General features: G+C 38.8%; 19 protein-coding genes, 1 tRNA gene and 3 pseudogenes. 13 read left to right on the forward strand and 10 right to left on the reverse strand.

Annotated elements, in window-relative coordinates:
• Window positions 1–3: 3 nt before the first annotated feature.
• Window positions 4–1845: a glutamine--fructose-6-phosphate transaminase (isomerizing) gene (gene glmS, locus FTU92_RS01975; protein ID WP_179989014.1), complete on the forward strand. Its 1842-nt coding sequence runs from the start codon at window positions 4–6 to the stop codon at window positions 1843–1845.
• A gap of 312 nt (window positions 1846–2157) precedes the next feature.
• A tRNA-Gly gene (locus tag FTU92_RS01980) sits at window positions 2158–2233 on the forward strand.
• 326 nt (window positions 2234–2559) lie between these two features.
• Here FTU92_RS01980 and FTU92_RS01985 read toward each other — a convergent pair.
• The gene (locus FTU92_RS01985) at window positions 2560–2787 is read right to left on the reverse strand and encodes a helix-turn-helix transcriptional regulator (protein ID WP_070153643.1); all 228 of its coding nucleotides are present in this window, start codon (window positions 2785–2787) and stop codon (window positions 2560–2562) included.
• A gap of 113 nt (window positions 2788–2900) precedes the next feature.
• Between FTU92_RS01985 and FTU92_RS01990 the strand changes: the two genes are divergently transcribed.
• The 6 genes and pseudogenes from FTU92_RS01990 to FTU92_RS02015 all read left to right on the forward strand — a co-directional run.
• The gene (locus FTU92_RS01990; protein WP_000122748.1) at window positions 2901–3110 is read left to right on the forward strand and encodes a hypothetical protein; all 210 of its coding nucleotides are present in this window, start codon (window positions 2901–2903) and stop codon (window positions 3108–3110) included.
• A 19-nt stretch (window positions 3111–3129) separates the two neighbouring features.
• On the forward strand, window positions 3130–4314 hold the full coding sequence (locus FTU92_RS01995; RefSeq protein ID WP_180060830.1) for a site-specific integrase: 1185 nt from the start codon (window positions 3130–3132) through the stop codon (window positions 4312–4314).
• On the forward strand, window positions 4304–4555 hold the full coding sequence (locus tag FTU92_RS02000) for a hypothetical protein (protein ID WP_151203593.1): 252 nt from the start codon (window positions 4304–4306) through the stop codon (window positions 4553–4555). The genes FTU92_RS01995 and FTU92_RS02000 overlap by 11 nt, the downstream gene beginning before the upstream one ends.
• Window positions 4556–4620: 65 nt before the next feature.
• A complete protein-coding gene (locus FTU92_RS02005) occupies window positions 4621–5211 on the forward strand; it encodes a DUF1376 domain-containing protein (protein WP_180095449.1) in 591 nt (196 codons plus the stop codon).
• Between the two features lie 10 nt (window positions 5212–5221).
• The gene (locus FTU92_RS02010) at window positions 5222–5965 is read left to right on the forward strand and encodes an ATP-binding protein (RefSeq protein ID WP_180060832.1); all 744 of its coding nucleotides are present in this window, start codon (window positions 5222–5224) and stop codon (window positions 5963–5965) included.
• A gap of 119 nt (window positions 5966–6084) precedes the next feature.
• A pseudogene (locus FTU92_RS02015) lies at window positions 6085–6201 on the forward strand (IS5/IS1182 family transposase); the annotation flags it as partial.
• A 41-nt stretch (window positions 6202–6242) separates the two neighbouring features.
• Here FTU92_RS02015 and FTU92_RS02020 read toward each other — a convergent pair.
• From FTU92_RS02020 to FTU92_RS02045, 7 genes and pseudogenes are all read right to left on the reverse strand, one after another.
• A complete protein-coding gene (locus tag FTU92_RS02020; RefSeq protein ID WP_180095452.1) occupies window positions 6243–9119 on the reverse strand; it encodes a type I restriction endonuclease subunit R in 2877 nt (958 codons plus the stop codon).
• Between the two features lie 115 nt (window positions 9120–9234).
• A complete protein-coding gene (locus FTU92_RS02025) occupies window positions 9235–10050 on the reverse strand; it encodes a DUF6694 family lipoprotein (RefSeq protein ID WP_143218049.1) in 816 nt (271 codons plus the stop codon).
• Window positions 10051–10127: 77 nt separating this feature from the next.
• Window positions 10128–10832, reverse strand: a pseudogene (locus tag FTU92_RS14215) (restriction endonuclease subunit S); the annotation flags it as partial.
• Window positions 10818–11246, reverse strand: a pseudogene (locus FTU92_RS14220) (restriction endonuclease subunit S); the annotation flags it as partial. The pseudogenes FTU92_RS14215 and FTU92_RS14220, both read right to left, overlap by 15 nt.
• Window positions 11246–12814 (reverse strand): type I restriction-modification system subunit M, encoded by a 1569-nt coding sequence (locus tag FTU92_RS02035; RefSeq protein ID WP_180060835.1) that lies wholly within the window; start codon window positions 12812–12814, stop codon window positions 11246–11248. The gene FTU92_RS02035 and the pseudogene FTU92_RS14220, both read right to left, overlap by 1 nt.
• 225 nt (window positions 12815–13039) lie before the next feature.
• A complete protein-coding gene (locus FTU92_RS02040; protein ID WP_180060836.1) occupies window positions 13040–14083 on the reverse strand; it encodes an HNH endonuclease in 1044 nt (347 codons plus the stop codon).
• Window positions 14084–14085: 2 nt separating this feature from the next.
• A complete protein-coding gene (locus FTU92_RS02045; protein WP_016658949.1) occupies window positions 14086–14676 on the reverse strand; it encodes a bifunctional 2-polyprenyl-6-hydroxyphenol methylase/3-demethylubiquinol 3-O-methyltransferase UbiG in 591 nt (196 codons plus the stop codon).
• A gap of 151 nt (window positions 14677–14827) precedes the next feature.
• Between FTU92_RS02045 and FTU92_RS02050 the strand changes: the two genes are divergently transcribed.
• Window positions 14828–15157, forward strand: a complete 330-nt coding sequence (locus FTU92_RS02050) for a DUF4236 domain-containing protein (RefSeq protein WP_180060838.1) — start codon at window positions 14828–14830, stop codon at window positions 15155–15157.
• A 100-nt stretch (window positions 15158–15257) separates the two neighbouring features.
• A complete protein-coding gene (locus FTU92_RS02055) occupies window positions 15258–15572 on the forward strand; it encodes a hypothetical protein (protein WP_180060839.1) in 315 nt (104 codons plus the stop codon).
• 70 nt (window positions 15573–15642) lie between these two features.
• Here FTU92_RS02055 and FTU92_RS02060 read toward each other — a convergent pair whose 3' ends face one another.
• On the reverse strand, window positions 15643–15906 hold the full coding sequence (locus tag FTU92_RS02060; protein ID WP_180060840.1) for a hypothetical protein: 264 nt from the start codon (window positions 15904–15906) through the stop codon (window positions 15643–15645).
• A gap of 309 nt (window positions 15907–16215) precedes the next feature.
• On the opposite strand from FTU92_RS02060, the gene FTU92_RS02065 reads away from it, so the two are divergent.
• Genes FTU92_RS02065 through FTU92_RS02075 form a run of 3 tightly spaced genes read left to right on the forward strand, consistent with a single transcriptional unit; the run spans window position 16216 to window position 21853 of the window.
• Window positions 16216–16710, forward strand: a complete 495-nt coding sequence (locus tag FTU92_RS02065) for a hypothetical protein (protein ID WP_168396133.1) — start codon at window positions 16216–16218, stop codon at window positions 16708–16710.
• Complete coding sequence (locus FTU92_RS02070; RefSeq protein ID WP_180095458.1) at window positions 16710–18890, forward strand: hypothetical protein; 2181 nt, start codon at window positions 16710–16712, stop codon at window positions 18888–18890. Before FTU92_RS02065 ends, FTU92_RS02070 begins: the two co-directional genes overlap by 1 nt.
• Window positions 18887–21853, forward strand: coding sequence for a site-specific integrase (locus FTU92_RS02075; protein WP_180095462.1), 2967 nt, complete (start codon window positions 18887–18889; stop codon window positions 21851–21853). The genes FTU92_RS02070 and FTU92_RS02075 overlap by 4 nt, the downstream gene beginning before the upstream one ends.
• A 182-nt stretch (window positions 21854–22035) precedes the next feature.
• On the opposite strand, the gene FTU92_RS02080 is transcribed toward FTU92_RS02075, so the two are convergent.
• Entirely contained in the window at window positions 22036–25473 is a 3438-nt protein-coding gene (locus FTU92_RS02080; RefSeq protein ID WP_180060842.1) for a pyruvate carboxylase, read from the reverse strand.
• Between the last annotated feature and the right edge of the window lie 353 nt (window positions 25474–25826).

Genomic DNA, 25826 nt, shown 5'->3' on the forward strand with positions numbered 1-25826 from the left:
CCTATGTGCGGTATTGTCGGTGGCGTTGCAGAACGTAGTATTACCAATATCCTCATTGAAGGTTTAAAGCGTTTAGAATATCGCGGTTATGATTCCGCAGGTTTGGCATTGATTAGTCAAGGTCAGGTCTTGCGTGAGCGTCGTGTCGGTAAAGTAGCAAATCTTGAGCAAGCAGTACTAGATTCTCAAGTCACAGGTTCACTCGGTATTGCCCATACACGTTGGGCAACACATGGCAAACCGACAGAAAACAATGCACATCCGCATATTTCTGGCAATGTTGCTGTCGTACACAACGGTATTATCGAAAATTATCAAGAACTGAAAGATGAGCTAGAAGCTTTAGGCTATATGTTCAGCTCTCAAACGGATACTGAAGTGGTTGCGCACTTGGTCAACCATGCTCTTAAAACTGCACCGAATTTATTGGTTGCGGTACAGCAAGTCGTGCCTCAACTGAAAGGTGCTTATGCTCTGGGAATTATCCATACCGATTATCCAGATGAATTGATCACGGTACGTGAAGGTTCTCCTTTGGTGATTGGTGTCGGTATTGGCGAAAACTTTATCAGTTCAGACCAATTGGCGTTATTGCCGATCACCAACCGTTTTATGTATTTGGAAGAAGGTGATATCGCACGCTTAACTCGCGACAGCATTGAAGTTTTTGTAAACGGTCAAACGGTTGAACGCCCTGTAAAAGAGTTGGATGCAACTGTAAGCAATGCATCGAAGGGTGAATATAAACACTACATGCTCAAAGAAATTTATGAGCAGCCTGAAGCAATTCAACAAACCATTTCACAAGCATTGAATGGCAACGCTTTACGTGAAGATTTCCTGAAAGATGCCGAGCTTGATTTTGCCAAGATTCAACAGGTACAGATTATTGCCTGCGGTACCAGCTACCATGCAGGGATGATTGCAAAATACTGGTTTGAACAGCTAATTAACTTGCCATGTCATGTGGAAATTGCCAGCGAATACCGTTATCGCACCCCAGTCATTGTGAATAACACATTGTATGTGTGCATTTCACAATCTGGTGAAACTGCAGATACTTTAGCTGCTTTACGTGATACGCAAAAACGTGCTGCTGCAAAAGGCTTAAATATTAGCACCATGACCATTTGTAACGTGGCAACTTCATCTATGGTGCGTGAAACCAATCATAGTTTGTTGACACTCGCAGGCCCTGAAATTGGTGTGGCATCGACCAAAGCCTTTACGACACAATTGGCAGCATTAATGCTATTGGTGCTCAAAATTGGTCAGGTGAAAAATGCAATTGCAGCGACAGAAACAGCTGAAATTATTGCAGGCTTATGGCACACACCAAAAGTGATTTTAGATACTTTGCAAAATGATACGGCAATTTTACGTTTGTCTGAATTGTTTGTAGAGAAAAATCACTGCTTGTTTTTGGGTCGTGGCACACAATTCCCAATTGCCTTGGAAGGTGCTTTGAAACTGAAAGAAATTTCATATATTCACGCAGAAGGTTATGCTGCGGGTGAATTAAAGCACGGCCCATTGGCATTGGTAGACAATGACATGCCTGTGGTGATTTTAGCACCGCAAGATGACATGCTGGATAAACTGAAATCCAATATGGAAGAAGTACAGGCACGTGGTGGTGAGCTGTTTGTATTTGCAGATGAACACAGCGGCATTCCTGCAGATAAAGAGCGTCAGCATGTGGTTTATGTACCGCAAGTCAGCGCGTTGCTTGCGCCAATTGTGTATAGCATTCCTGTGCAGTTGTTGTCTTATCATGTGGCGGTTTTGCGCGGTACTGATGTCGATCAACCTAGAAACTTGGCGAAAAGTGTAACAGTTGAATAATTTTTTAACATTATTCAATGATTTAAATTTAATAAAATTATTTTAAATCACCTAAAAAATCCGCAGTCGGCTTCATTTTTAGAAGTTCAGTACTGCGGATTTTTTATGTCTGATGCTTTTATTTTTCGCATAGCTGCAGCGCATTGTAAGTGATATTAATATTTTTGCAGACAATGAAAACTTTTATAAAACAAACAACCTAAGTCATTTAACCGCACTATTTTCCAAAAATGTTGTTTATTTATTCAGTCAGTACAATGACATGCAAAAAATGATTGACCCTATTTTTGCATCATGTATTATACACCGCATGCGGGAATAGCTCAGTTGGTAGAGCACAACCTTGCCAAGGTTGGGGTCGCGAGTTCGAGTCTCGTTTCCCGCTCCAGAATTTTAAAAGCCTCAGTCGAATGACTGGGGCTTTTTTGTTGTTGATTTTATTATATTTTTTAATATCATCTTTTTTCATATATCCGGTTCAACACTGAAATTCTTACCATAGCTTTTTTCTTTTGTGACCAAGATGTGACCATGGCGTGCCCACGACAATAGAAATGGTCTTAATTGACCTTAAATGTCCTCAATCGATCACCACTTTCAGAGCTTTTATAAAGGTAAAAAAATCCCCCTGTTCTCTTCCAAACAAAGTATTTTTTCCAAATGATCAAATATCTGTGACCATTTCACTTTTTATGTGACCATTTGTGACCAAAACTAATTATTATCATTTTGATTATTATCAATTTTCTTGAAAACCAATAAATCACCCACTTCAACATCTAATGCAATACAAATCTTATCAATTGTCTCAAAATCAATCCGTACAGATTCATCATTATAAAGTTTATGCAAAGTAGATTTATTAATTCCAGTACTTCTTACCAGATCAGCAACCTTCAGCTTCCTTTCTGCCAATAAAACAGCCAAGTTTGAAATAATCATAAAATTTCCTAGTTATATAATAAAAAGTACTTGCAAAGACATAAATATGTGATAATTTACATCTTAGGAATAATTTTTCCTAGTTACCTAGTAAAAAAATATGAGGCTCTATTATGTCATATACCTATCTCACAGCCCAGCAACTGGCTGAAAAAATCCAGTACGACGCTCGTACCATTCGCAACCAACTGAAGGACAGTGTCTTTATTGAAGGTGTTCATTACATCCGTCCTTTTGGTGGTCGCAAAATTCTTTTTGTTTGGGAACGTATTGAAACTGAAATGCTTAAATTCACTGGTTTAAGTATGGATGCTCTTCAATAAGGTTCAGGAGGTTTAACCGATGGCTACCATCCGGGAAAGAAGTGGCAAACTCATTGCCGATTTTCGCTACATGGGCATCCGTTGCAGAGAGACAACCAATCTTGAAGACAATGCCTATAATCGCCGAATTTTAAAAAAACGTCTCGAGCAGCTTCAAGCTGAAATTACTTTGGGAACTTTTGAATACGAAAAGTATTTTCCAAAAAGTAAACGTGTTGAGGAGTTTAAGGAAAAAAGAAGTCAGCAAATTGCTGTACAGACCAAAGTTCCTCTTTTTAAAGAGTTTACTGAATTGTGGTTTAAGCAGAAACAAGTTGAATGGAGAACCTCATATCAGCAAAAGGTTTCAATTGTGATCAAAAACTATTTGATTCCTGCTTTTGGTAATCAGGTTCTCTCGAAAATCAAGAAGTCAGACTTGCTGAACTTCCGTGCCTCTCTCGCCAAAGTGACACACGGAAAAGATCAAACAAGTCTGAAAGCATCGAGGATCAATCAAATCATGACGCCTTTACGTATGATACTCAATGATGCGGCTGAACGATACGAGTTTGAGTCGCCTTATAAAAATATTAACAATCTGAAGGAAAGCAAGATTGAAGTCACACCTTTTTCTCTGGAAGAGGTGCATAAAATTCTTACCACAGTGCGTGAAGACTTCCGCCCCTATTACACCATTCGCTTTTTTACGGGTATGCGTACCAGTGAAATCGATGGTCTGCAATGGAAAAATATCGACTTACAGCGTCGTGAAATCCATATCAGAGAAGCGTTAGTAAATGGCGAGCTTGGTGGAACCAAAACTTATGGTTCTGACCGTACCATCCAAATGAGTGATCGGGTTTATCAGGCCTTTCTGCAACAGAAAAGGTTAAATAATGGTAAATCAGAGTTTGTATTCTGCAATCGTGATGGTGGACCTCTCGATTATCGTCTGGTAAACAAGCGTGTCTGGCATCCCCTGCTACGCTATTTAGGGCTAAAACCTCGTCGTGCTTATCAAACACGTCATACTGCAGCTACGCTCTGGCTGTCGGCAGGCGAGAACCCAGAATGGATTGCACGCCAGCTGGGACATTCAACGACTGAAATGCTATTCCGGGTCTATAGCCGTTACATCCCTAATGTTACGCGCCGCGATGGTAGTGCTTTTGAAGCCATGCTGGAGAGACTGAATACAGAGGAGCTTGTCCATGAACAGTAAAGCTTTCTTTGGCGGCGTAGTCGTTAGCCCAGAAGCAGATATGGTCGCTCGTGAATTAATCCATGAGCTCCACATTCCCAAACTGCACAATCTGGCCTTTTTGCTGGAAATCAATAAGTGCTTCGATGATCACCAAGTATTAAGACTCTGGTTACAACGAATGCTGGATGAAGGGCAAGCCCATTACGATGACTTGGCCCAACAGGCCCGTCTCCGGTTAATGAGTCTCGCCCACCAATAAAACCAACATAGAAGGTCATCCAATCGATGACCTTAGCCCCTCTATACCTATAAAAAGGTGAACACATGCATAAAGATATTTCAATTTGGATGCCACTCTATATTGGCGACCTACAGGCAAAATTTGCACGAATGACAGCAGAACAAATTGGTGCGGCACTGCTATTAATGATGGATTTCTGGAAAAATGGTGCCATTCCTCATGACCTAGCTACTGTATGTAGCATCACAAAATTATCGCAACATACCAAGGCTAAAACTTTGTTGAATACGCTAATGGCCCTGGAATTATTTGAAGTCGAATCTGAGCAGATTCATTCAAATTTTTTAACCAGTTTAAAAAGCCAGGCATTGCAAAATCAGCAAATGAAATCTGATAAAGCTAAAAATGCAGCTCAAGCACGTTGGGGGAAATCCGCAAGTAATGCTCAAGCATCAGCCAAGCAACGAAAAGTAAATGCTCAAGCAGCTCCTGAGAAGAGCTCGAGTATTACTCAAGCCATGCTTGAACCATGCCCTTCATCTTCATCTTCATCTTCATCTTCATCTTCATCTTCATCTTCATCTTCATCTTCATCTTCATCTTCATCTTCATCTTCATCTTCAAATTTTGAAGAAAAAAATGAGGATTTTTTAGAAAATTCCAAATGGATTTAGGAGAATAATCATGAATACCATGCTTAAAACGCTCCAGTTTCGCGCAGAAACAACGGAAACACTTTGCCCTACCCATCATATCCCCCTGATGGAAATCTCCGGTCACAGGCTCTGTAAATTGTGTGCCAAAGAAACCGTCCATCACTCACATGCAGCCTATGCAGATGAGTTGCAACAGCGATTGCTACAACAGAAAATCAAAAACTCAGGGCTCAATAAACGCTACCTGGATCGTGGCTTCAAGAATTATGTAGTTGCATGCCCTGCACAAGACAATACCATCAAACTATGTCAGGCCTTTGCACAGCAGATTATTTCTGACCACAACCCGAACATGTTGATGATTGGTACACCAGGTACAGGTAAAACCCATCTGAGTGCATCAATTATTCGCAACATTCTGCATAACAGTACAAAATCTGCACGCTACTATACCAGTGCAGAAATTGCTCAAAAAATGATGGACACTTGGTCAGATGCTTCACGCTCTGAAAAGGAAGTCATCGACCATTTCTCCAGCTTTGATTTATTAGTGATTGATGAATATGGCCTGCATGACCGGCATGAAAAACGCCTGGAGATGGTGCATAAGGTCTTATATAGTCGTTATGACAATATGAAATCTACCCTGCTGATTTCCAATTTCACAGTCCAAAATATGCAGCGGGATTTAGGTGTCCGATTATGGTCAAGGTTGCATGAAAATAGCCTGATCATTGTTCCATGCTACTGGGCAGATCAAAGGATTACTTAATACTGCTTGCAAAAAAGAGCCTTGTTAGACGGCTCTTTTTAACTTATCTCTTTTTTAAATTAAGTGGCTTTGTTGCACAAACCTATCTGTAAAGGGTTTTTCAGCGATATAATTTTCAAATGAAGAAGCCTACACACAAAATCTACCGCACAACCAATTGGCCCGCATATAACCGAGCACTCATGAGTCGCGGAAATATTGCCATTTGGTTTGATCCTGCTACGCAATGGTATGCGCCCCTTCTAAGCTAGGTTTGTGCAACAAAGCCTTACCTCAATTAAAATCCCACATAAAACTTCTCAATCAATTGCCTTGTCTTCACCATTAAACTGGTCAAAACATTATCCCGCTCAAACAGCTTAACCTTATAGTTTGGTAAGTCCTTCAACTCTTCTTTACGTGGTAGGCGTTTGGTGAACTCATAATGCTCCAGAACCTGCTTCATCGCTTCTGGTTTCAGGTTTTCTTCTTTACAAAGATGCTGATAGGCCTGTTCTTTTTCAGCATCCCAAAATGCAGCAAAAGCCGTTTGAACGCTCTGTCCATTGATCATCTTAGGCATGTTTTCTTCAATGAATTTTTGAATAAGGTCTTGCTTATCGTGCAAGCTAATATCGCTACTGATTAAGTCATAAATTTGCGCTTGGTACTTCTGACGTTTGTCCTCTGAGTCTGTATCAACAACAAGCTGTAGTAGATTGATGATATAACCAACATTAATGCGATCACTATGCAGTAAATCTAGTTGAAAATCGACATCATCCAGTACCGATACTTTGTCTCTCTTGGTGGTCTTTCTAACGGCACGACATAGGTCAGCATACTTAGAGGCGAAGTTTGCAAAGTGCTGCTTATCAAGTTGTGTTTGGTCTTGATCGTATTCAATAAAAGTTTGTAATTGCGCGTTATAGCGCATCACTTCACGGAAAGCTTTAATAAATTCGAGTTGCTGTTCTTCAGTGACAAGATCATCGACTGATTGGTAATTGGGCGTTAAGGCAAACAATTTGCTCACCGCTGCTTGGTAATCCTGTTCGATTTCCGCATAGCTGGGAACAAGTACAATCTTGGTCGTTTCTTTATTGGAAAATAGTGCCAGTGCTTCATCTGTTGCACGTTTTAGGTTGCGGAAACAGATGATATTGCCAAATGGTTTTTTATCGTTATAGACACGGTTGGTGCGTGAGAATGCTTGAATCAAGCCATGATATTTTAGGTTTTTATCGACATACAAGGTATTTAGCGGCTTAGAGTCAAAGCCCGTGAGGAACATATTGACCACGATTAGAATATCAATCTGTCTGTTTTTTACGCGCTGTGCGATATCGCGGTAGTACGCATAAAATTGATCACCTGAGTTGTAGTTAGTTTTAAACTGTCGGTTGTAATTCGCAATGTAGCGATCCAGCTTATCCCGACTGGATGAATTGACTTGAGTTGGAATATCTGCGGCTTCTTCATGAATCAAGCCAGTTAAGTCATCAGTCGGTACAGCCTCATTTGCCGCATAGGAAAAGATGGTGGCAATAGTCAACGGTTTAAATATCCGACCTTGTGCTTCATCTTCAATTTGCTTTTCAGCCTGCACCTTTTCAAAAAGGTCGTAATATTGGGTCAATGTTTCGACCGAACTGACACAGAACATCGCGGTGAACTCACGATTACGGGTTTTGGTATCGTGGATATTGACAATGTAGCGGGCAATCATTTCTAGGCGTTGCGGGTTGTCATACAGTTCTTTGGTATCGATGCCTTCTACATCTTCCTCATAACTTTCATTCGTCGCCATGCCTTTGGCGGTGTATTTGCCCCGATAATCAATCTGAAACTGCAAGACGTTACGATCACGGATGGCATCGACAATCACGTATTTATGCAAACACTCATTAAACAGGTAATCTGTGGTGAGTTTTAAACCTGCTTTGCTTTGGCTGTTCTTTTCAAAAATAGGCGTACCGGTAAAACCAAACATTTGTGCATTGCTGAAGAATTTTTTGATGTTCTGATGGGTCTCACCAAATTGACTGCGATGACATTCATCAAAAATAAAGACCACTTTTTTATTTTTAAGATAATCAATCGATTCTAAATAACGGTCGGTGCTGATGGCCCGATTGAGCTTTTGAATGGTGGTCACAATCAGTTTGTCATGACGTTGATCCAGCTGTTTTACCAAGGTCGATGTGTTATCGGTGCTGTCGACGCTGTCGGCTTTAAAAGCATTAAATTCGCGTGAGGTTTGTGTGTCGAGGTCGTTACGATCGACCACAAACAAGACCTTTTCAACATCGGGCATTTGCATGATGATCTGACTGGCTTTAAATGAAGTCAGGGTTTTGCCTGAACCTGTGGTATGCCAGATATAGCCGTTTTGATTTGAGTTTTGCACATGCTCCACAATTTTCTGTACTGCATAAATCTGATAGGGACGCAGCACCATCATGCTTTTGGTGGTTTCCAGCAGTACCATGTACTGGGTCAGCATTTGGGTTAGATGCTGCTGATTTAAAAATGCTTCGGCAAAGTCGACAATTTCATTGATGTGCTTGTTATGGACATCCGCCCAGGGAAAGGCAAACTCGATGCCTGTGGTGCCGTTGGAGTAATAACGAGTATTTGCGCCATTACTAATCACAAAAAGCTGAATAAAGCCAAATAGCCCTTGCCCAGCCCAATAGGCTTCACGAATATAGCGTTGGGTTTGATTAAAGGCTTCGGCAATTTCCATGCCGCGTTTTTTTAGCTCGATCTGTACCAAAGGCAAACCATTGACCAGTAAGGTCACATCAAAACGGCTGGTTCTGCCATTATAGTCGCGGTGGTCGATGGTGATTTGATTGGTGACTTGATAAATATTCTTGCTAGGATCATCAGACAGGAAAAAAAGGTGTTTACTGGTACCATCATCAAATTTGACTGGGAACAGATCACGCAGATTCTTGGCGCGTTCAAACACTGTGCCCGTGTTCAAAAAACTGATGACCTGTTTCCATTCCGTTTCTGACAGAGGCGCTAGTCCATTGGCGCGTTCGACTTGGGTTTTTAGGTTAGACAGTAGTTGGCTTTCGTCCTTGATGGTCACCGCAGCATATCCCAATTGCTTGAGCTGGCTAATCAGTTCATTTTCAATTTGATATTCGCTTTGTACTGTCATTTCACCCTCAAAACCATTTTATCGATATGCTGTTGCTTGATTTATTCAATTATTAACATGCTAAACACCATACCTAGATATGATGTTTAATTGCTCTTGCTTTTAATAAACTAAATTATTTAATCATTTTCTCAGCATTTATGATTAAATTCTTCTCAGCCTCATACGCTTTTAATGCTTTTGGAACGTTTCCTGTGATTAGATTTTCTTCTGAAAAATCTTTAGCAGAAGTTGGAATAACAGTAACGGCTATAGATTTTTTCTTAGCATTTTGTGCTTTTAAATCAGTCCATTTTTTTGCATTGTCATTAAAACCAAAGGTATCGATTGCAATTGAACGATGTACAGTTTCACCTGCTCTTAAACCATTTTTCTTACTACCATAGGTATAGCTATCTATACCTGTATAAGTTGAATAAGGTTCTTGCTCATCATCTAAATAAAGATCGATTTCCCACTGGATTGAGGATAAATCCTGTTTGCTTCCATTATGCACATCAAAAGAAACTAAAGGCTTGCCACGAGTAAAAAACTCACTGCTTGTACCTAAACTTATATTACTCGCTTTAATTTTAGATAAGTCATTATAGATATCAGTCCAATCTTTCTCGATAGACTTCAACCGTTCATATTCATCAAAAACTGCTTGCTTGCGATTATCTACAGCAAGTTTCACAATTTTTCGATAAGTAATATCAGCACCATATTGCTCTTTAAATTTTTCAATAGACTCTACTGTACCTATATTCAGCGTGTTAATAGCCCATTGAACAATTTCTGACTCTTGTTCTGGCAGTTCATCATGTATTTTACTTGATGAATCCGTTAATGTTTGCAAGTTAGTCAAATCAAAAGTAGTATCCAATGGCCCCTTACTACATCCACTAAGTAATACTGCAGCAAACACTGAAGCAATGATCAATTTTTTCATGTTAACCCTCTTATAATACATGATGCTTTTAATAAGCAAAAAGCCAAACCCACTTATGGATTTGACTATCAAAAAATTTACACAAACATCTGCTGCAACAAGCCTTTTTTCCACATTTTGGCTTGTTCAATTTGCTGCACTACAACCTCAATTTTTTGGTCAATGCTCGATAAGAAATTGGCGATTTTGGTTTGTTCTTCTAGACAAGGAATTTGAATACGTAAATTCTTAATTTGATCGCTATTCACTGACTCAAATGTACTACCTTGAGAAAGGCTACCCCATGAGTTTTCTTTACTTAATAGCCACTGATAAATAAAACCCTGCAAATAATTCGGATTAGCTTTTATTGAACATAGTCCACGACCAATACAAGCGTAATGTTCTGATGTAGCAACAAAACCAACTGGTGCACGTACACTTAATAAAATATCTCCAACATTACATTTTCTTGTTATTTCAGAAGTATATAGGCGAGGTAATGATTTTCTATTTTTAATATCAGCATTACCTTGCAGCAATGGCAGTCCATTTAAGATTTCATTGTAATTTTCAGACTTTGGAGAACTACCCATAATTATCACAGCAATTTCGCTTAAAGCAACCTCCTCCCACTCCCCAAATTCCCTGCCATCATCCGCTTTAAAACGAATTTGCTGACTAAACAGCTTTTGCATCATGCCTTGTTTATACTGACTGAGTAGCTCATGTTTTTGATTCAGTTGGCTAATCTTTTCATCAACTGCGGAAAGAAAAGAAGCAATTTTGGTTTGTTCTGTAAATTCGGGGATAAAAATATTAACTTTTTTTATCATTCCTCCAGTTACAAGGGGTTGTCCTGTCCCAAATACAAGTCTATTCAGATTAAATTTTATCAGTAGTTCTCGTAAATAATCTAAACTCGTATCATCTGATACAGTGAGTCTCAGAGTGTTATCTGATACAGAATATTTTCCATCTATTTGATATAAAGATCCTGCATTCGCACCAACACGTGCAATTAAAATTGATTTTCCTTCATAGTCAAAAATATCTTTATAACCAATCACACCTGTTGAACCATAAAAAGGGAATTCTCCAGTATCGCCTTTCTCTTCCGATTTTCCTGACTGAATAGAAAACCCTTTCAGTTTCTCAAAAGTTGTATTTGTATAGTCTGCATCAAACTCTTTAAATCGTAACTTAGGCACAGCCATTACTTCACCCCCGCAAACGGTGAAACAATACCTAGCTCTTTGCAAAAATCCGCAATGATGGCATCGGTTTTTTGGCTGTCGTGTTCCAAAGCTTGAAGCTGTCTTGCAATCGCATCTAAATTAATCTCGGCTTCCGCTTCAAAAGTATCCACATAACGCGGAATGTTCAGGTTGTAATCGTTGTCTTTGACTTCTTGCAAAGTCGCCACATGGGCATATTTTTCAATATTTTCACGCTTTTCAAATGCCGCAACAATCTTATCCAAATGCTCAGGCAATAACTTGTTTTGATTCTTCTGCTTTTCAAACTCATTGCTGGCATCAATAAACAAAATATTGTCTTTATGCTCACGGTTTTTCTTCAACACCAAAATACAGGTCGGAATTGAAGTGCCATAAAAAATATTGGCGGGTAAACCAATAATGGCATCCACCACGTTCATCTGCTCAATCAAATACTGACGAATCACGCCCTCACTCGAACCACGGAACAATACGCCATGCGGTAACACCACCGCCATGGTGCCGTTATCATCCAGTTGATACAGCATGTGCTGTACAAAAGCCATATCGGCTTTAGAACTTGGCGCCAATTTGCCATAAGCAGCAAAGCGTTCATCTTGTAAAAATAACGGATCGGCAGACCATTTTGCAGAAAATGGCGGATTCGCCACCACCGCATCAAACTTTTTATCTAAATGCTGCGGACGGGTTAAAGTATTTTCCTGCTTAATGTCGAACTTGGCAAAATGCACATCATGCAGAATCATGTTCATACGTGCCAAGTTGTAGGTGGTACGGTTCATTTCCTGACCGTAAATCATATCGACATCTTTCACTTCACGTTTTACCCGAAGCAATAATGAACCTGAACCACAAGTCGGGTCATAGACTGAACGTAAACGCTCTTTGCCTTGGGTGACAATCTTCGCTAGTAAAGTCGATACCGTTTGAGGGGTATAGAATTCCCCCGCTTTTTTGCCCGCGCCTGATGCAAACTCACCAATCAGGTATTCGTAAGCATCCCCCAGTACATCGGCTTCGGTATTGGAAATATCAAAATCAATATCATCTAAATGACTCAGGACTTTCGCCACCAGTGCATTACGGTCACTGGCATTGTTGCCGAGCTTGGTGGAGTTCAGATCCAGATCTTCAAACAGGTTGGCAAAGTCATCGGCAGAGTCGGTGCCTAAAGTACTTTGTTCAATTGATTTTAAGGTCGCAGTTAAATCATCCAAAATGAATTCGCCCTGACGACCACGCTCGGCTAAGGTATGGAATAGCTGTTTTGGGGTGAGCGCATAACCGACTTCGGCAATGGCATTCTTTTTAATTTCTTCGATATACGGTACATGCTCAGCATTATTTTCATCTAATTCTAAAAAGCTAAGGTCTTCGCCATCGAGCAATTCATTGGCAAAGTTCACCGATTTTTCTGATAAATATTTAAAGAAAATAAAGCCCAGAATGTAATCACGGAATTCATCTGCCCCCATGGTACCGCGCAAAGTATTGGCAATATTCCAGAGTTGTTTTTGTAGCTGTTGTAGTTGCACCTGGGTCATTGTTATAGAAGTCCAATTAAGTGAATCATTAATCAAATGATTTTACCTAAAATTCTAAATCATGCAGCAGTAAAAAGGTGGAAAAGGACATGAATTGTCGTGGTCAAGCGATGTAATCTGTCAATTCAGGCGCTAGATAGAGATATAATCTAAACTATATAGCAGCCTACTCCAGTAATCTTCACTACAGAAAAATAAAGACATTAAAGTACTCCAGATATGGGACTAAACACCTAATATATGTTTATCTTTTCCACCTAGCCAGACTAAATATTCATTCTCTATTGCCTGCTTATACGCCCAGTCGGCAACCCGATGCGAACGTTGCAGATCGGTTAAAAAACCTAATTGAGAAATTTCCCGAACAATAGATTGATCATGTAGATAGTTCCGCTCCTGCCACTGTTGCAGAAATTGTTCTGACGCCAAATAATTACTTTTTTGTGAGTTGCACTTTTCATCCGCCAGGACAAAATTATGTCCGGTATCGGCAGGATATAATGACCATGGAATAAAATGATCCACTGCATATTTAGAGTTCTTTAGGCTTTTACCGCAATAGAAACATTGGCATTGCTGTAGATCAATCAGAAAGTCTGCGACCTGTCCTAGTTGGTTACGACTCGGTGCAAACATGAATTCATCTAGGTCAGGTAACCCATCTAATACAACCAGGTTCTGCTTATTCAGCCGGACAAAATCAATCCAGCGCTTCTGGCACAACTCTTCAATGATTTCACTAAATTGTCTTAAGCAATACATCACCTTGGGCAACAGCTTGAGGGACTGCTTGGAATCTTCAAGACTATAGAGAAACTCTATGGTTTGACCATTCAAATTCTGCAAATACACCACCGGCATTTGCTTGACCGTTGTCGCAACAGTTCGCTTCAGCCTGTTCCAGTAAAGTACATCCTTTCTCAACGCGGCCAAGGTCTTGAATTGTTGCTGTGCATTCTGAATTTCACTGATGATCTTTGCCTGCTTACCAGTGCTTTGATGAATAGTAAAAGGCTCGTACTGGTTAAACTGAAACGGCAGTGACTGTTTCCAGTACAGGTCAATAAACTTTTCAGCAATATCCTGATATTCTAAATGCAAGGCAGCACCAGTATCTTGCCCCTGTTCAATCGCCAGACGCGTGATACTTATCAGCAAAGCAAACTTATATGTCGAAGTAAAAGTCCCTGACTGCAAAATCTGCTGAATATGCTTTAAGAATTTCAACTGTTCTTGAGGGGTTGGTATTTCGGCTATACTGAATAACATATCTAAGCCTGCACTTTTCTAATCAGAATATTCATCCACTCTTCTGTACGCTCTGGACGTTTATCTACAGTAATCCATTGTTGTAACAGTAAAGCCTGATCGATCTGCTTAAGTAAGTCATGAGCTTGCTGTTCATTCAAGTCAGTAAAGCTACGCCCCTCTATCTCACGGTCTGTATTGCCATACTTAAAAGACATGTAACACACACCATTTAGCTTTAATGCTTTGAATATAAGCCCCAGCACTTCAGTTAGGCGATCTCTTTCACAATGTAAAAGAGATGCACAAGCCCAAATACCATCGTATTTATTATTCTCAGCTAGGTCATAAAAACTTTGCTGACGTACTTCAATATTGGTCAGCTCCCTGGCCTTTTTAACCAGCTCGGCAGAATAATCAATTGCCTCAACTTGATAGCCTTTTTTCTTAAATGCCAAAGTGTCCCGCCCCGAGCCACAGCCCAAATCTAGGATCAATGCCTGTTCCGGCAAATATCTTAGAAATGGTGCGTAAAGACTTTCCATCTCAACCTGATAGGTATTTTCAAAAAATGCTTGAGCATGTTGATTGTAATAATTTGATGTTTGATTCATTGTCTAAAAGCCAATATCTTATGTTAAAGAACATACTGATTTTTCACTAGATAAGTCAAATGATCAGTCCTATGAATGAATCAAACTCTTATTTCACTGTATCCGGACAACTGAGATAGAAACCAAACTGGTTCTTGTAAATGGAAAAAATATGGGCTTCAGATTTCGCAAGAGTATTAAACTGCTACCTGGATTAAAAATTAATCTGACACACAAAGGTATAAGCAGTGCAAGCATTGGCAAACCCGGTGCTTCGTTAAATATTGGCAAAAAAGGCGCCCGAACCAGCATTGGTATTCCTGACACAGGCCTATCCTATTCAAAACACCAGCCCTATAAGAACAGAGTTGGCAACCCAAAAAATCCTACTCAGGAACAGCAATCGTTCTATACATCCCATACTGAGCAACCCAAATCGAATGTCTGGATTTGGGTGATTTTTGGATTATTTTGTTTTATTGTCGGGGCAATTCTTTTTTAGAATTCACCGCTCTTTTTACCGATAATATTCCTCCTGCTAGGCAAAATCTAATTCATTCATTACTATGGACGGATGTTAAGTACAATAAAGGTTGCCTCTGATGTCAGACAATCACCATACTCACGATTATGATGAAAATGATTTAATCGACTCTCCCTTATCTCAAGTTTTACAGGAACATAATCAGCAGGTCGAAATTCTCATTTATCGACTGCCTGACAGTGATTGGACACTGGAAGTAGTGAGTCAAAGTGGTACTTCTACGGTATGGGATGAAACATTCCCGTCAGATCAGGAAGCTCTATCTGTCGCTTTAAATGGAATTAAAGCAGCAGGCGGTATTCAGGCCTTTTCCGAACTCAGTGACCTTGAAGCAAAGAACAATATTTTTCCTGAATCCCTTATTCGCCATTAAAAATGAAACTACCGGCTTGAATTTGGATCAGTATATTTTTGGATTCTTAGAACCTATCGCGATGATAGGTTCACTTCAACCCAAACCCATCCAGGGTTGAAGGGTCAAAATTTTTATCAAACATAAACTCATCTGCTCGCTCTTTTTTTAATGTCGTCAGGGCATAAAAGAAACATTTTTCACATAACTGCAATTCATATCTTTCCCCGTCATGCTTGGAACCATAGCCCCAATGCGCCGATAAAGTGCCAAACTCCAGTTTCGTTGATTGGTTGCATACATCACATACAACATCTGTAACGACTTCTACCTGTTTCAGTTGTTTAATTTCCATATATGGCTCCCGATATCAATCAAGTTAAATTTGTCTACATACTTATCAAAAATTGATTTCTGTTTGGTTTTAATTACCATTAAAAAAAGATCAAAAATACTATATAGGGGATTTTACAATTCAATAGCACAATATATGGAACTTCAAGCCATTGCCCTACTAATGAAAATTATATGAATATTATTGTTTTATTTTCAGCCATTTGGCACAAATATGGGAAAGTATCACTGTATGTCTGTAAAAAAGAAAAGCATACCCAATTACCGCGTACCTGCAAAAAATCTGCAATTAATATGCTATCCAAACTGTATGCACGCCTACCAAGTTTGGATCGCTTTATTTTTTCAACTTAATGAAAAACAGCAAAGCTATCATTTGGATTTTACTTTTAAACAGAATATCAACATCCCGCTCCTTACAACTAATAAACCGGACCTCTATTTTTTTAGTAGTCATTTCAGCTGGATCTATGCCTATTTTTACAGCAAAAATAAAAATGAATTCAAGTTCAGAGCTTATGAGAAAAATAATTCCTACGAATTCACCATCCAGGCTTTAAGCGAAGTAAGGGCCTTACTGTGTTCCGGATTACATCAATCAATTCATGGCTTAGACGTCATTTCAAATTGGCTAAATGAACAATACTTAGCTGTACATCTTCAGGACGTTTTCGGTCATGAAGTTTTAACTATCGATCATCTACGAGAATTATCAGGACTGTCTAAATCCAAAAGTCCAGTAAGTTCTGTTTCAAATTATGCCGGCCCACTGTCATTAGAAAAGATTCTGGAGGGAATTGCATAATGAACGGATATAGTTATTTAGAAGATACTCAAGAATTAAAGCTTGAGCCATTTCGAGACTTCTATCAAGCACTGGCGGAAGCAAAACTGAAAAATGATCAGGACTTCTTTAAGCTGAATGATTTCATCCAACCAACTGAAGTCGTTAAACTAATTAAAATTATGACTCAGCATCCTACTGATCTATCGATTAGTAAATATCCATTGGCGCATTATCTCTTGGCACTGATCAACACTCCATCAGCATATCAATCAAATGCACTGAAATGGGCTATTTTCAATACTCAATGTATCGAGTTACTGAATAGTAAAGAACATACAGCAACTGTAGCTAATCTATGTAGGCGTTTTCGTTTAGCAAGCACAAACGAGCAATACTATTGGCTCTATAATTTTCTACCTTCTCTGCCTCTAGAATTAGAATATCTAATTGATTTTATAGATAAAAAAGAGAAGAAAAATAAAGAACTGCTGAACCGATCCCTAGAAATTTTGAGTAAAGAGCAAATCGGCCAACTGGCAGATATTCGTGTCATCTATCAATATGCATATACTCAATCAGAGCGTCAAAAAAGACATCGTCAAAGCAATTCAAGCGCCCAGGAACCACCTCAAACTGATGTTAAGAAGACATCAAGAATGTCTCTTGATGATGAAAAAACACATCAGACTTGTTTTGAACGCGGTATAGCAAAACAGCCACCTGAGGATAAAACTATAGAAAGAGTTGAAGATCATAATTTTGAATTTAACTCACTAGAGCAATGTTCTATTACAGCTCAGATCAATAATCTCAAAAATCAAATTCTGCATCAAAACAAGAATGAGCTAATGAGCAAGCCGAATCCTCGGGTCTTCGATTTGCCTACCGCACAGTACATTATGCAAATTTTATTAGAACAGGCAGAAAACTCTCCAATTCATACCCTGCTTTTATTTTCAGTCCTCAGTCTTACTCATTATAAAGATCTGCCGGTATTTCAAAAAAATTTACGAGTCAGTACAAAAAACAAAGAAGTATCACTGCAACCCCAAAAATGTTTCTTTAAGCAAAGCTTTGAAGTCTCTAAATTCAAGGATTTTGTTTTAAGAAAACATCGGTTGAATACCGTGAATTCTTTTACGATTCCTCTGCCTCAATATTATCTGGAAAATCTAAGTCAGTTGAAAAAAATGGATGGTGTTGAGATTGATTCCAAGATACAGGAGTATTTACAAAAAATTAATAAAGGGCTGACCTTCCAGTTAACAACACAAAATCTTCCGCGCTTACTCAGTGATATTGCATTGAATGAACTTGAGTATGAACTGGAAAGCAAATTGCTTAATGGAGAAAGTGTTCAGCACTATATTCCATGCCATTACTTTTCAACACAAATCGTGGATATTATTAATATTTATACTCAAATTCTAACTTTGACTGTTCCTCAGCTGGAAACTGAATATCTTGAAGAATTCAGTAACCCGCATTCTTTTGGTAGTCAGCAGACACCTAATCTACCATTTGTTAAATCATTTTTTCACCAGCTTGACCAACGAGTGCGGGAACATCCGAATCCATTTCAGACGTTAAATCATTATTCAATCTGGCTGTGGCATATTTGCATGCTGATAACGTCAGCACGACCAAGTGAGTCTTTCCCACCCAATCTAGATTATCTTGACCTCGACAATCAATTGATGGCTGTTGCAGATAAAGAGCAGCGTTATTCGGGCACCATTGGACGATATCTACCATTTAACGATTATCTTCGTGATGAAATACAGCATTACCTAAAATATTTAAAATACTTTCTCCACCTCACAAAGGCCTATCTGCCCAATGAACAAGTACAAGCAATCCATGAGGTCTTCGAGGGTGAACGCCCCTTTCTATTATTTTACGATCCACAAGGATATATCCGAAATTTAGAACTTTCTGATATTCAAAAATACTGTACAGAAATAGCTCTTCAGCGCAATTGGACCCGCCACTTTGCTCGTTATTTTTTTGCCCAATACTGCAATGAAGATATAGTTAAGGGCATCTTTGGTCATGACGAAGCAATGCAAGGACTATTTGACCGCTATTCAGCTTTTCAGGCGACTGATTACGACCAAATCAGAACAGCACAAGATAAGCTAATTGAAATATTAGAGCTTAAAAGTATGTCGACATTCAACGGGATCATGATTAAATGAGCAGACATCCACACTCTCTAAAAAGAATTGAAAAGCATAGAAAAAACAAAGCCTTTCTTCTGAAATTATTTAGCGAAAAATGTACAGAACTAACGCCTGAAAACTATCCAGAAATTTTTAGACAAGTTGATGCTCAACTTTTAGAGCACTGTAAGACAAATATCCGTAGCTACCAGATAGCACGTATAGAATTTGCTAAATATATTAAGCGCTTTAATCGTTCATCGAATCAAAACTATCCGGTGCCCGCCGCTCCCATTAAGCACGAAAGAACTCATCCCGAGCAAAATATTGAAACCCTGAAACAAGGTAAAAGAATTACACAATTTGCCAGCAATATGATTGCTCACTGGACAAAGTATAATGACTTCAGTCCGACTCAATCCCTCGGCTTCTGTTTGATCAGTACAATATTATTTAACGGCATTTATAATGATACTGAACTGCAAAATTTCTTCAAAATTATTTTAAAAACACATAAATTTCAAAGTTTTTTAAACTTGAATCATATTGTTTCATTAGAGATCCCGAATCGGTATTTCGGCAATCAGCGTATAAAGGGCTCGGATTTTTCAGTGAGCTATACAAAAACGTTTGTGTTAAACGATATTGTGAAATGCTGGATCTATAGACTAAAACATCAGAAATTTGATTTATTTTCAGATATTGATGACGCAGAACAAGTGATCAACACTTGCATCATCGAATGCTTTCCTGAGGAAAAGGTACGTTATAAAGACCTGTTAAAATATGGTTTTTACTACACACAGTTCCTAAAAAACAGTGGACTGGATCAAATGTCCATTTGTATCTTAAAAAATGAAATTTATAGTTCTAGCCCTCTTGAAAAACAATTAGCAGCTTATTTTGTTCAGGTTGAACAAGCTCATCCTAATAACAATAAGATTGAGAATACTTGTGAAAACCGTCAGGCTCCCTCTATAACCAATATTTCAATGGATATAGCTGATGCTTTAGTAGAAATACGTCAAGCTATTCGTGCAAAAAACTATAGCGATCAACTCATAGAATTATATGCCAGAGAACAATCTTCAGCCTTGGAACGTTTGCTGCTGTGGAGCATTCTACGCTCAAAATTAACGGAACCTCAACTGGACCTTCTCAATCATATTATTCAGCAGCAGCAGCAACGATTTAAGCGCAAGCTTATACGTGCAGATTTTCAGCCGCTCAAGCAAAGTTCTCTGAAGACCATGTTTTCACAGTTTGCAGTCCATTGGCTGCAGGCAACGCAAGACAAAGATATTTCATCATTTTCAGATGCTGATTTTGAAGATCTATATGGAGAAATGCTTTTATTAAAGAAAGAAACAACTAGAGCGACTTTACAAAAACGTCTACAGGAGTTTCATCACAAACAGACCTTATTCTTTAACGCACCCACTATCGATCTAGATAATTTAATCCAAGTAAAAATCTGCAGGACCGCATTGATCTCGCCCCATATTTTTCACCACATGCTAGAGCAGCTCGAAAATACTCAAGATATTTCGATTCAGGATAAAAATATATTTAAACTGATTTTTATTCTAGGATTCAGAGTCGGACTACGGATCAATGAAACATTGAATATCTTCGTACGTGATCTATTTATTAGTGAAGATGCTGTGATACTCACCATTCGCAACAATCGCAATAAAAATCAAAAAAGCTACTCAGCTTACCGCAAGATTCCCCTGCATCATCTACTTAAAGCCGACGAATTACATGCATTTAAAACATACAGTCAGAATAGAAAACGTCTGCTAAAAGAACAAGGAAAATCAGTTGCACAACCGCTGTTTTTAAAACAGTCCTTAGAAGAAACTCATGAAAATGAAGTGAATTCCCTATTGAAACAATTGATCCAGCCCGTTTTTGGAGAACACAATTTTACTTACCATAGTCTGCGCCATTCTGCATTTAATCATCTTTACCTGGTTTTAAAAAACTCAACTCTTGCAAATGCATTTACTGACTATAGCCCACATGAGCAATTACGTATACGTTATGCCTTGCTACGAAACAGAAATACTCAGCAAACCTGGTATGCACTTTCTCATTTTGCCGGGCACCTAACCCCTGAAACGACCTGTTCAAGCTATCTGCATTTAATGCACCTGGCAATTAGCTACCAATTGAATCAAATCGAAAGTCCACTCCCTAAAGAAGCCTATTTCAATATTCTGAAACATGATGATGCTATTAAATATCCTGTACAGCAACGGGCGATCAAACAGTTTTTATTTGACCGACTTACTAAAGACCGTTACAAGCAACATGATCATCAATATCAACCAGGGCAACAGAAATCACCTGATTCACTGATGCTAGGAGCTCATGACTCAGAGATGACTTTTGAACTATTGCATCACATTCTTGCAGTAGAAAAAGAGCAAGACCTTCTGTTACCTGAAGCCATTCCTTTGCAAATCGCGCAAAAATTACGTGCCAGAGCCGTGCATTTAAAAACCTCATGTGTAAATCAAAAAAAATCATCGAAGTTATTTACCACAGATTTTTTAAGGAAAACTCCCGATGCATTAGTCACCATGTTTCCAACTAATCAGGAGGAAAAAAAGGTCATTCACCATGTTCAGGAACGATTAACAACAGTACATCATCAATATAAAAAACAGCTCAATGCGATCTATTCAATTTATCTTGAAAAAGTTCAGCCCAATTCTGCTCAGTTCATTTTTGAACTGAATGAAAAACGGCAACTAAAGAAACTTCTTTCTTTTATTCATAGCTTATTTCCCAAAAAATATCTTCATTTAGAACTCTCTCAGCAGAGCAAGACAGAGCTCAAAAAGACATTACAGGATTTAACATTACGGGCAGAAAACTTCAGCCTGAATGAAAATGAAAGGCGAATTAAGTTCTGCTTCAAAAGTAAAGATGTAAAAGCACTTGGGGTATTCAAGTTACTGATGTATCTCATAATAGTTTCTCATCTTTAAGCAGTTTTTAATAAAAATTTTAACTCTGAGAAACGATAATAAAATAGTATAAACTCTAGATATCAGCAGCGTCTGAAACAGAGATCAGTCCATTATTTAATTAAGCAAATTATAGCAAGCCCAGATGGATGATCTAGGCTTTTTGTTAATTATATTTTACTAAAATATTGATACCCTATAAATTAAATTAAAGTCATCACTAAATCCATATTTTTTACTGGCTGTCCTACATCAAGTAAAACCTCCTGAATAATACAATCTACTTCAGCTTTTACAGCTAATTCCATTTTCATCGCTTCTACAGTAAATAAGGTTTCACCCTTTGTGACTTTTTGCCCTGTCTTAACTGTAACCGCACTGATCATCCCTGGCATTGGTGCTCCAACATGACGTGAATTTCCTGGTTCGGCCTGTGCACGACTTTGCTCAACTGATTGTCCTTTTTGGTGAACTTGTAATAGACGTAATTGTCCATTTAATTCAACAAAAATATCTACTACACCATTCTTGGGTTGAGCTTGTGCCAGCAGTTTAATTTCTAGTGTTTTCCCTTGTTCAAGATGAACTTCGACAGCCTCATGCTCTTTTAAACCATAAAAGAAAGCGGTAGAAGGAATACTCGAAACTACTCCATACTTCTGCTTATGACGTATAAATGTAGTAAATACTTTTGGATACATTAGATAAGAAGCAAACTCACAATCACTGATCGTTTGGCCCAATAGCTGTTCAATCTTATGTTTTTCAGTGTCTAAATTTACAGCAGGCAAAATAGCACCAGGACGATCGTTTAAAGGCTGCTTACCTTTTAATATTTTTCGCTGTAAGTCTTGTGGGAAACCATGTGCTGGGGTCCCTAGTTCACCTTTAAATAATGAAATGACAGACTCAGGGAAATCAATATCATGATCAGGATTCAAAACATCATCTACAGTAAGATTATTTGACACCATAAATAATGCCATATCGCCCACTACTTTTGATGTAGGAGTAACTTTGACAATATCTCCAAACAAAAGATTTACTTGTGCATAGGCATCTGAAATTTCAGACCAACGCTCCTCAAGTCCTAATGATCGAGCCTGTTCACGTAGATTGGTATATTGTCCACCTGGCATTTCATGATGATACACATCAGCTGTACCTGCACGCATGTCTGCTTCAAATGGTGCATAAATACGGCGTACCCCCTCCCAGTAGCTCGATAGCTCTTGCAAGTTTTTCTGATCAAGCCCTGTATCACGCTCTGTATACTGTAAAGCTGAAACTATAGATCCCATGCTTGGTTGCGAAGTCAGACCGCTCATTGCATCCATTGCTGTATCTACTGCATCTACACCCGCTTCTATTGCTGACAAGATACTTGCCGCTGCGATACCGCTGGTATCATGTGTATGGAAATGAATTGGTAAACCCGTTTCTTCTTTTAAAGTCTTAATCAATTCATACGCTGCTTGAGGCTTACAGATTCCTGCCATATCTTTAATTGCCAAGATATTGGCACCCGCTTTTTCTAACTGCTTCGCCATATCAACATAATATTTCAGGTTATAGCGCCGGCTACTATCAAACAGGTCACCACTATAGCAAATGGCCGTTTCACACAACATACCTGACTCTCGAACTGCATCAATGGCGACACGCATATTATCTACAGCATTGAGTGAATCAAATACGCGGAATAAGTCAATTCCAGACTGCGCAGCTTGCTGAATAAAATAACGCACAACATTATCTGGATAATTGGTATATCCAACCGCATTAGAAGATCGTAATAACATTTGAAATAAAATATTTGGCACAGCTTCGCGTAATTTTTCCAGACGTTCCCAAGGATCTTCTTTTAAGAAACGCATTGAAACATCAAAGGTTGCTCCTCCCCAGCATTCTAATGAAAATAGCTGATTTGCCATCTGTGCATAATAAGGCGCAATTGCCAACATATCAGCACTACGCATACGGGTCGCAAATAGAGACTGGTGGGCATCACGCATCGTCGTATCTGTAATCAGGACACGTTTCTGGTCTAGCATCCATTGACTAAAACCCTCTGCACCCAATAATTTAAACTGGTCACGTGTACCGCTTGGCAGTGGATCTACAGATTTAACAGATGGTAATTGGGCTAAAGTAACTGGTGTCTGAGGTAATGGACGGTCTTTCAACTCTGGCTGTCCATTAACTGTAATATCTCCCAAGAACTCTAGGATTTTAGTTGCCCGATCTTGCTTCAATGGGAAGTTGAGAAGCTCTGGAGTAGTATCGATGAACTTAGTCGTGCATTGACCGGAACTAAATAATGGATGAGTGATGACATTTTCGAGAAATGCCAAGTTGTTGGCAATACCACGAATCCTGAACTCTTGTAAAGTTCTGAGCATTCTGGCATTTGCTTCATACAAAGATGAGCCACGTACAGTGACTTTCGCCAAAAGTGAATCATAATATGGGTTAATGACAGCACCTGTATAAGCTGTTCCACTATCTACACGTACACCAAAACCAGTTCCTGCGCGATAAGCTGTAAGCTTGCCATAATCTGGCATAAAGCCATTTTTAGGATCTTCTGTAGTTAAACGACATTGAACTGCATGACCAAGTAATTGAATTTTCTCTTGTTCAGGTACATAGCTGTCGCCATCACCAATTTTAGCCCCTTCGGTAATACGGATTTGAGCTTTGACAATATCAATACCTGTAATTTCTTCAGTGACTGTATGCTCAACCTGAATACGTGGATTCACTTCAATAAAATAAAATTCATTGGTTTCCGCATCCATCAGGAACTCAACAGTACCTGCATGGGTATAGTCCACCGCACTTGCCAATCTTAAAGCTGCTGCACAGAGTTTTTTACGCTGCTCTTCATTTAAATAAGGTGCAGGGGCGCGTTCTACCACTTTCTGATTACGGCGCTGAACCGTACAATCACGTTCAAACAGGTGAACAATATTGCCATGAGTATCACCTAAAATCTGAACCTCTACATGACGTGCCTGTCGGATCAGTTTTTCTAAATAAATTTCATCGTTACCAAAAGCTGATTTAGCTTCACGACGTGCAATTTGAATCGCACTCGCAAGTTCGCTTTCATCTTCAATCACACGCATGCCACGTCCGCCACCGCCCCAACTGGCTTTAAGCATGAATGGATAACCAATTTCTGCAGCGATCTTACGGCATTCTTCAATTGACTCAGGCAAAGCATTCGTTGCAGGAATGACCGGTACACCTGCAATAATGGCGACATTCCGCGCCATAACTTTGTTACCAAGTTGGCGCATGACATCTGCACAAGGGCCAATAAACAAGATTCCTGCTGCCTTACAGGCTTCAGCGAACTCAGGATTTTCTGAAAGAAATCCATAACCTGGATGAATTGCATCGACCTGATTTGCTTTGGCAATACGAATAATGTCATCAATATCCAGATAGGCCGCAATTGGCTTTTTGCCTGCTCCGACTTGATAAGCTTCATCTGATTTAAAACGATGCATTGCGAATTTATCTTCTTCCGCATAAATTGCAACAGTACGAATTCCCATTTCAGATGCAGCACGCATAACGCGAATGGCAATTTCACCACGGTTCGCAACTAAAATTTTCTGTATTTGGCGCATAGTATTCTTTAGATATAAAATTTCTTATTTCTAGGATCAGCTAGAAATTAAGAAGATGAGAAGATAAACATTGGATATAGATCACAATGCATAATTTTTCAGATAGCAAGGAATCAAATTTATTAAAATAGTAATTAACAATAATTACCAATTACTAAAAATATTTAAATGCAATCAACAATCTATAAATTACATCTTTCATAGATACAATTAATTTAGAGCCTAACCATCTATATTTCAAATCTACATTTATTTTAAAAATAGATACAATATAATTTAATGAATGACTCCATAGATTTTCACTATACATACCAATGGATACTAAAAAAATCTATGCTAATGATTTTAGGATT

The organism is Acinetobacter sp. YH12205 (assembly GCF_013418125.1).
Taxonomy (GTDB): domain Bacteria; phylum Pseudomonadota; class Gammaproteobacteria; order Pseudomonadales; family Moraxellaceae; genus Acinetobacter; species Acinetobacter towneri.

What these genes read in the sequence shown, in the direction of transcription:
- glmS (WP_179989014.1), top strand. Translation starts at nt 4, where the DNA reads ATGTGCGGTATTGTCGGTGGCGTTGCAGAACGTAGTATTACCAATATC.
- FTU92_RS01985 (WP_070153643.1), bottom strand. Translation starts at nt 2,787, where the DNA reads ATGATTATTTCAAACTTGGCTGTTTTATTGGCAGAAAGGAAGCTGAAG.
- FTU92_RS01990 (WP_000122748.1), top strand. Translation starts at nt 2,901, where the DNA reads ATGTCATATACCTATCTCACAGCCCAGCAACTGGCTGAAAAAATCCAG.
- FTU92_RS01995 (WP_180060830.1), top strand. Translation starts at nt 3,130, where the DNA reads ATGGCTACCATCCGGGAAAGAAGTGGCAAACTCATTGCCGATTTTCGC.
- FTU92_RS02000 (WP_151203593.1), top strand. Translation starts at nt 4,304, where the DNA reads ATGAACAGTAAAGCTTTCTTTGGCGGCGTAGTCGTTAGCCCAGAAGCA.
- FTU92_RS02005 (WP_180095449.1), top strand. Translation starts at nt 4,621, where the DNA reads ATGCATAAAGATATTTCAATTTGGATGCCACTCTATATTGGCGACCTA.
- FTU92_RS02010 (WP_180060832.1), top strand. Translation starts at nt 5,222, where the DNA reads ATGAATACCATGCTTAAAACGCTCCAGTTTCGCGCAGAAACAACGGAA.
- FTU92_RS02020 (WP_180095452.1), bottom strand. Translation starts at nt 9,119, where the DNA reads ATGACAGTACAAAGCGAATATCAAATTGAAAATGAACTGATTAGCCAG.
- FTU92_RS02025 (WP_143218049.1), bottom strand. Translation starts at nt 10,050, where the DNA reads ATGAAAAAATTGATCATTGCTTCAGTGTTTGCTGCAGTATTACTTAGT.
- FTU92_RS02035 (WP_180060835.1), bottom strand. Translation starts at nt 12,814, where the DNA reads ATGACCCAGGTGCAACTACAACAGCTACAAAAACAACTCTGGAATATT.
- FTU92_RS02040 (WP_180060836.1), bottom strand. Translation starts at nt 14,083, where the DNA reads ATGTTATTCAGTATAGCCGAAATACCAACCCCTCAAGAACAGTTGAAA.
- FTU92_RS02045 (WP_016658949.1), bottom strand. Translation starts at nt 14,676, where the DNA reads ATGAATCAAACATCAAATTATTACAATCAACATGCTCAAGCATTTTTT.
- FTU92_RS02050 (WP_180060838.1), top strand. Translation starts at nt 14,828, where the DNA reads ATGGGCTTCAGATTTCGCAAGAGTATTAAACTGCTACCTGGATTAAAA.
- FTU92_RS02055 (WP_180060839.1), top strand. Translation starts at nt 15,258, where the DNA reads ATGTCAGACAATCACCATACTCACGATTATGATGAAAATGATTTAATC.
- FTU92_RS02060 (WP_180060840.1), bottom strand. Translation starts at nt 15,906, where the DNA reads ATGGAAATTAAACAACTGAAACAGGTAGAAGTCGTTACAGATGTTGTA.
- FTU92_RS02065 (WP_168396133.1), top strand. Translation starts at nt 16,216, where the DNA reads ATGCACGCCTACCAAGTTTGGATCGCTTTATTTTTTCAACTTAATGAA.
- FTU92_RS02070 (WP_180095458.1), top strand. Translation starts at nt 16,710, where the DNA reads ATGAACGGATATAGTTATTTAGAAGATACTCAAGAATTAAAGCTTGAG.
- FTU92_RS02075 (WP_180095462.1), top strand. Translation starts at nt 18,887, where the DNA reads ATGAGCAGACATCCACACTCTCTAAAAAGAATTGAAAAGCATAGAAAA.
- FTU92_RS02080 (WP_180060842.1), bottom strand. Translation starts at nt 25,473, where the DNA reads ATGCGCCAAATACAGAAAATTTTAGTTGCGAACCGTGGTGAAATTGCC.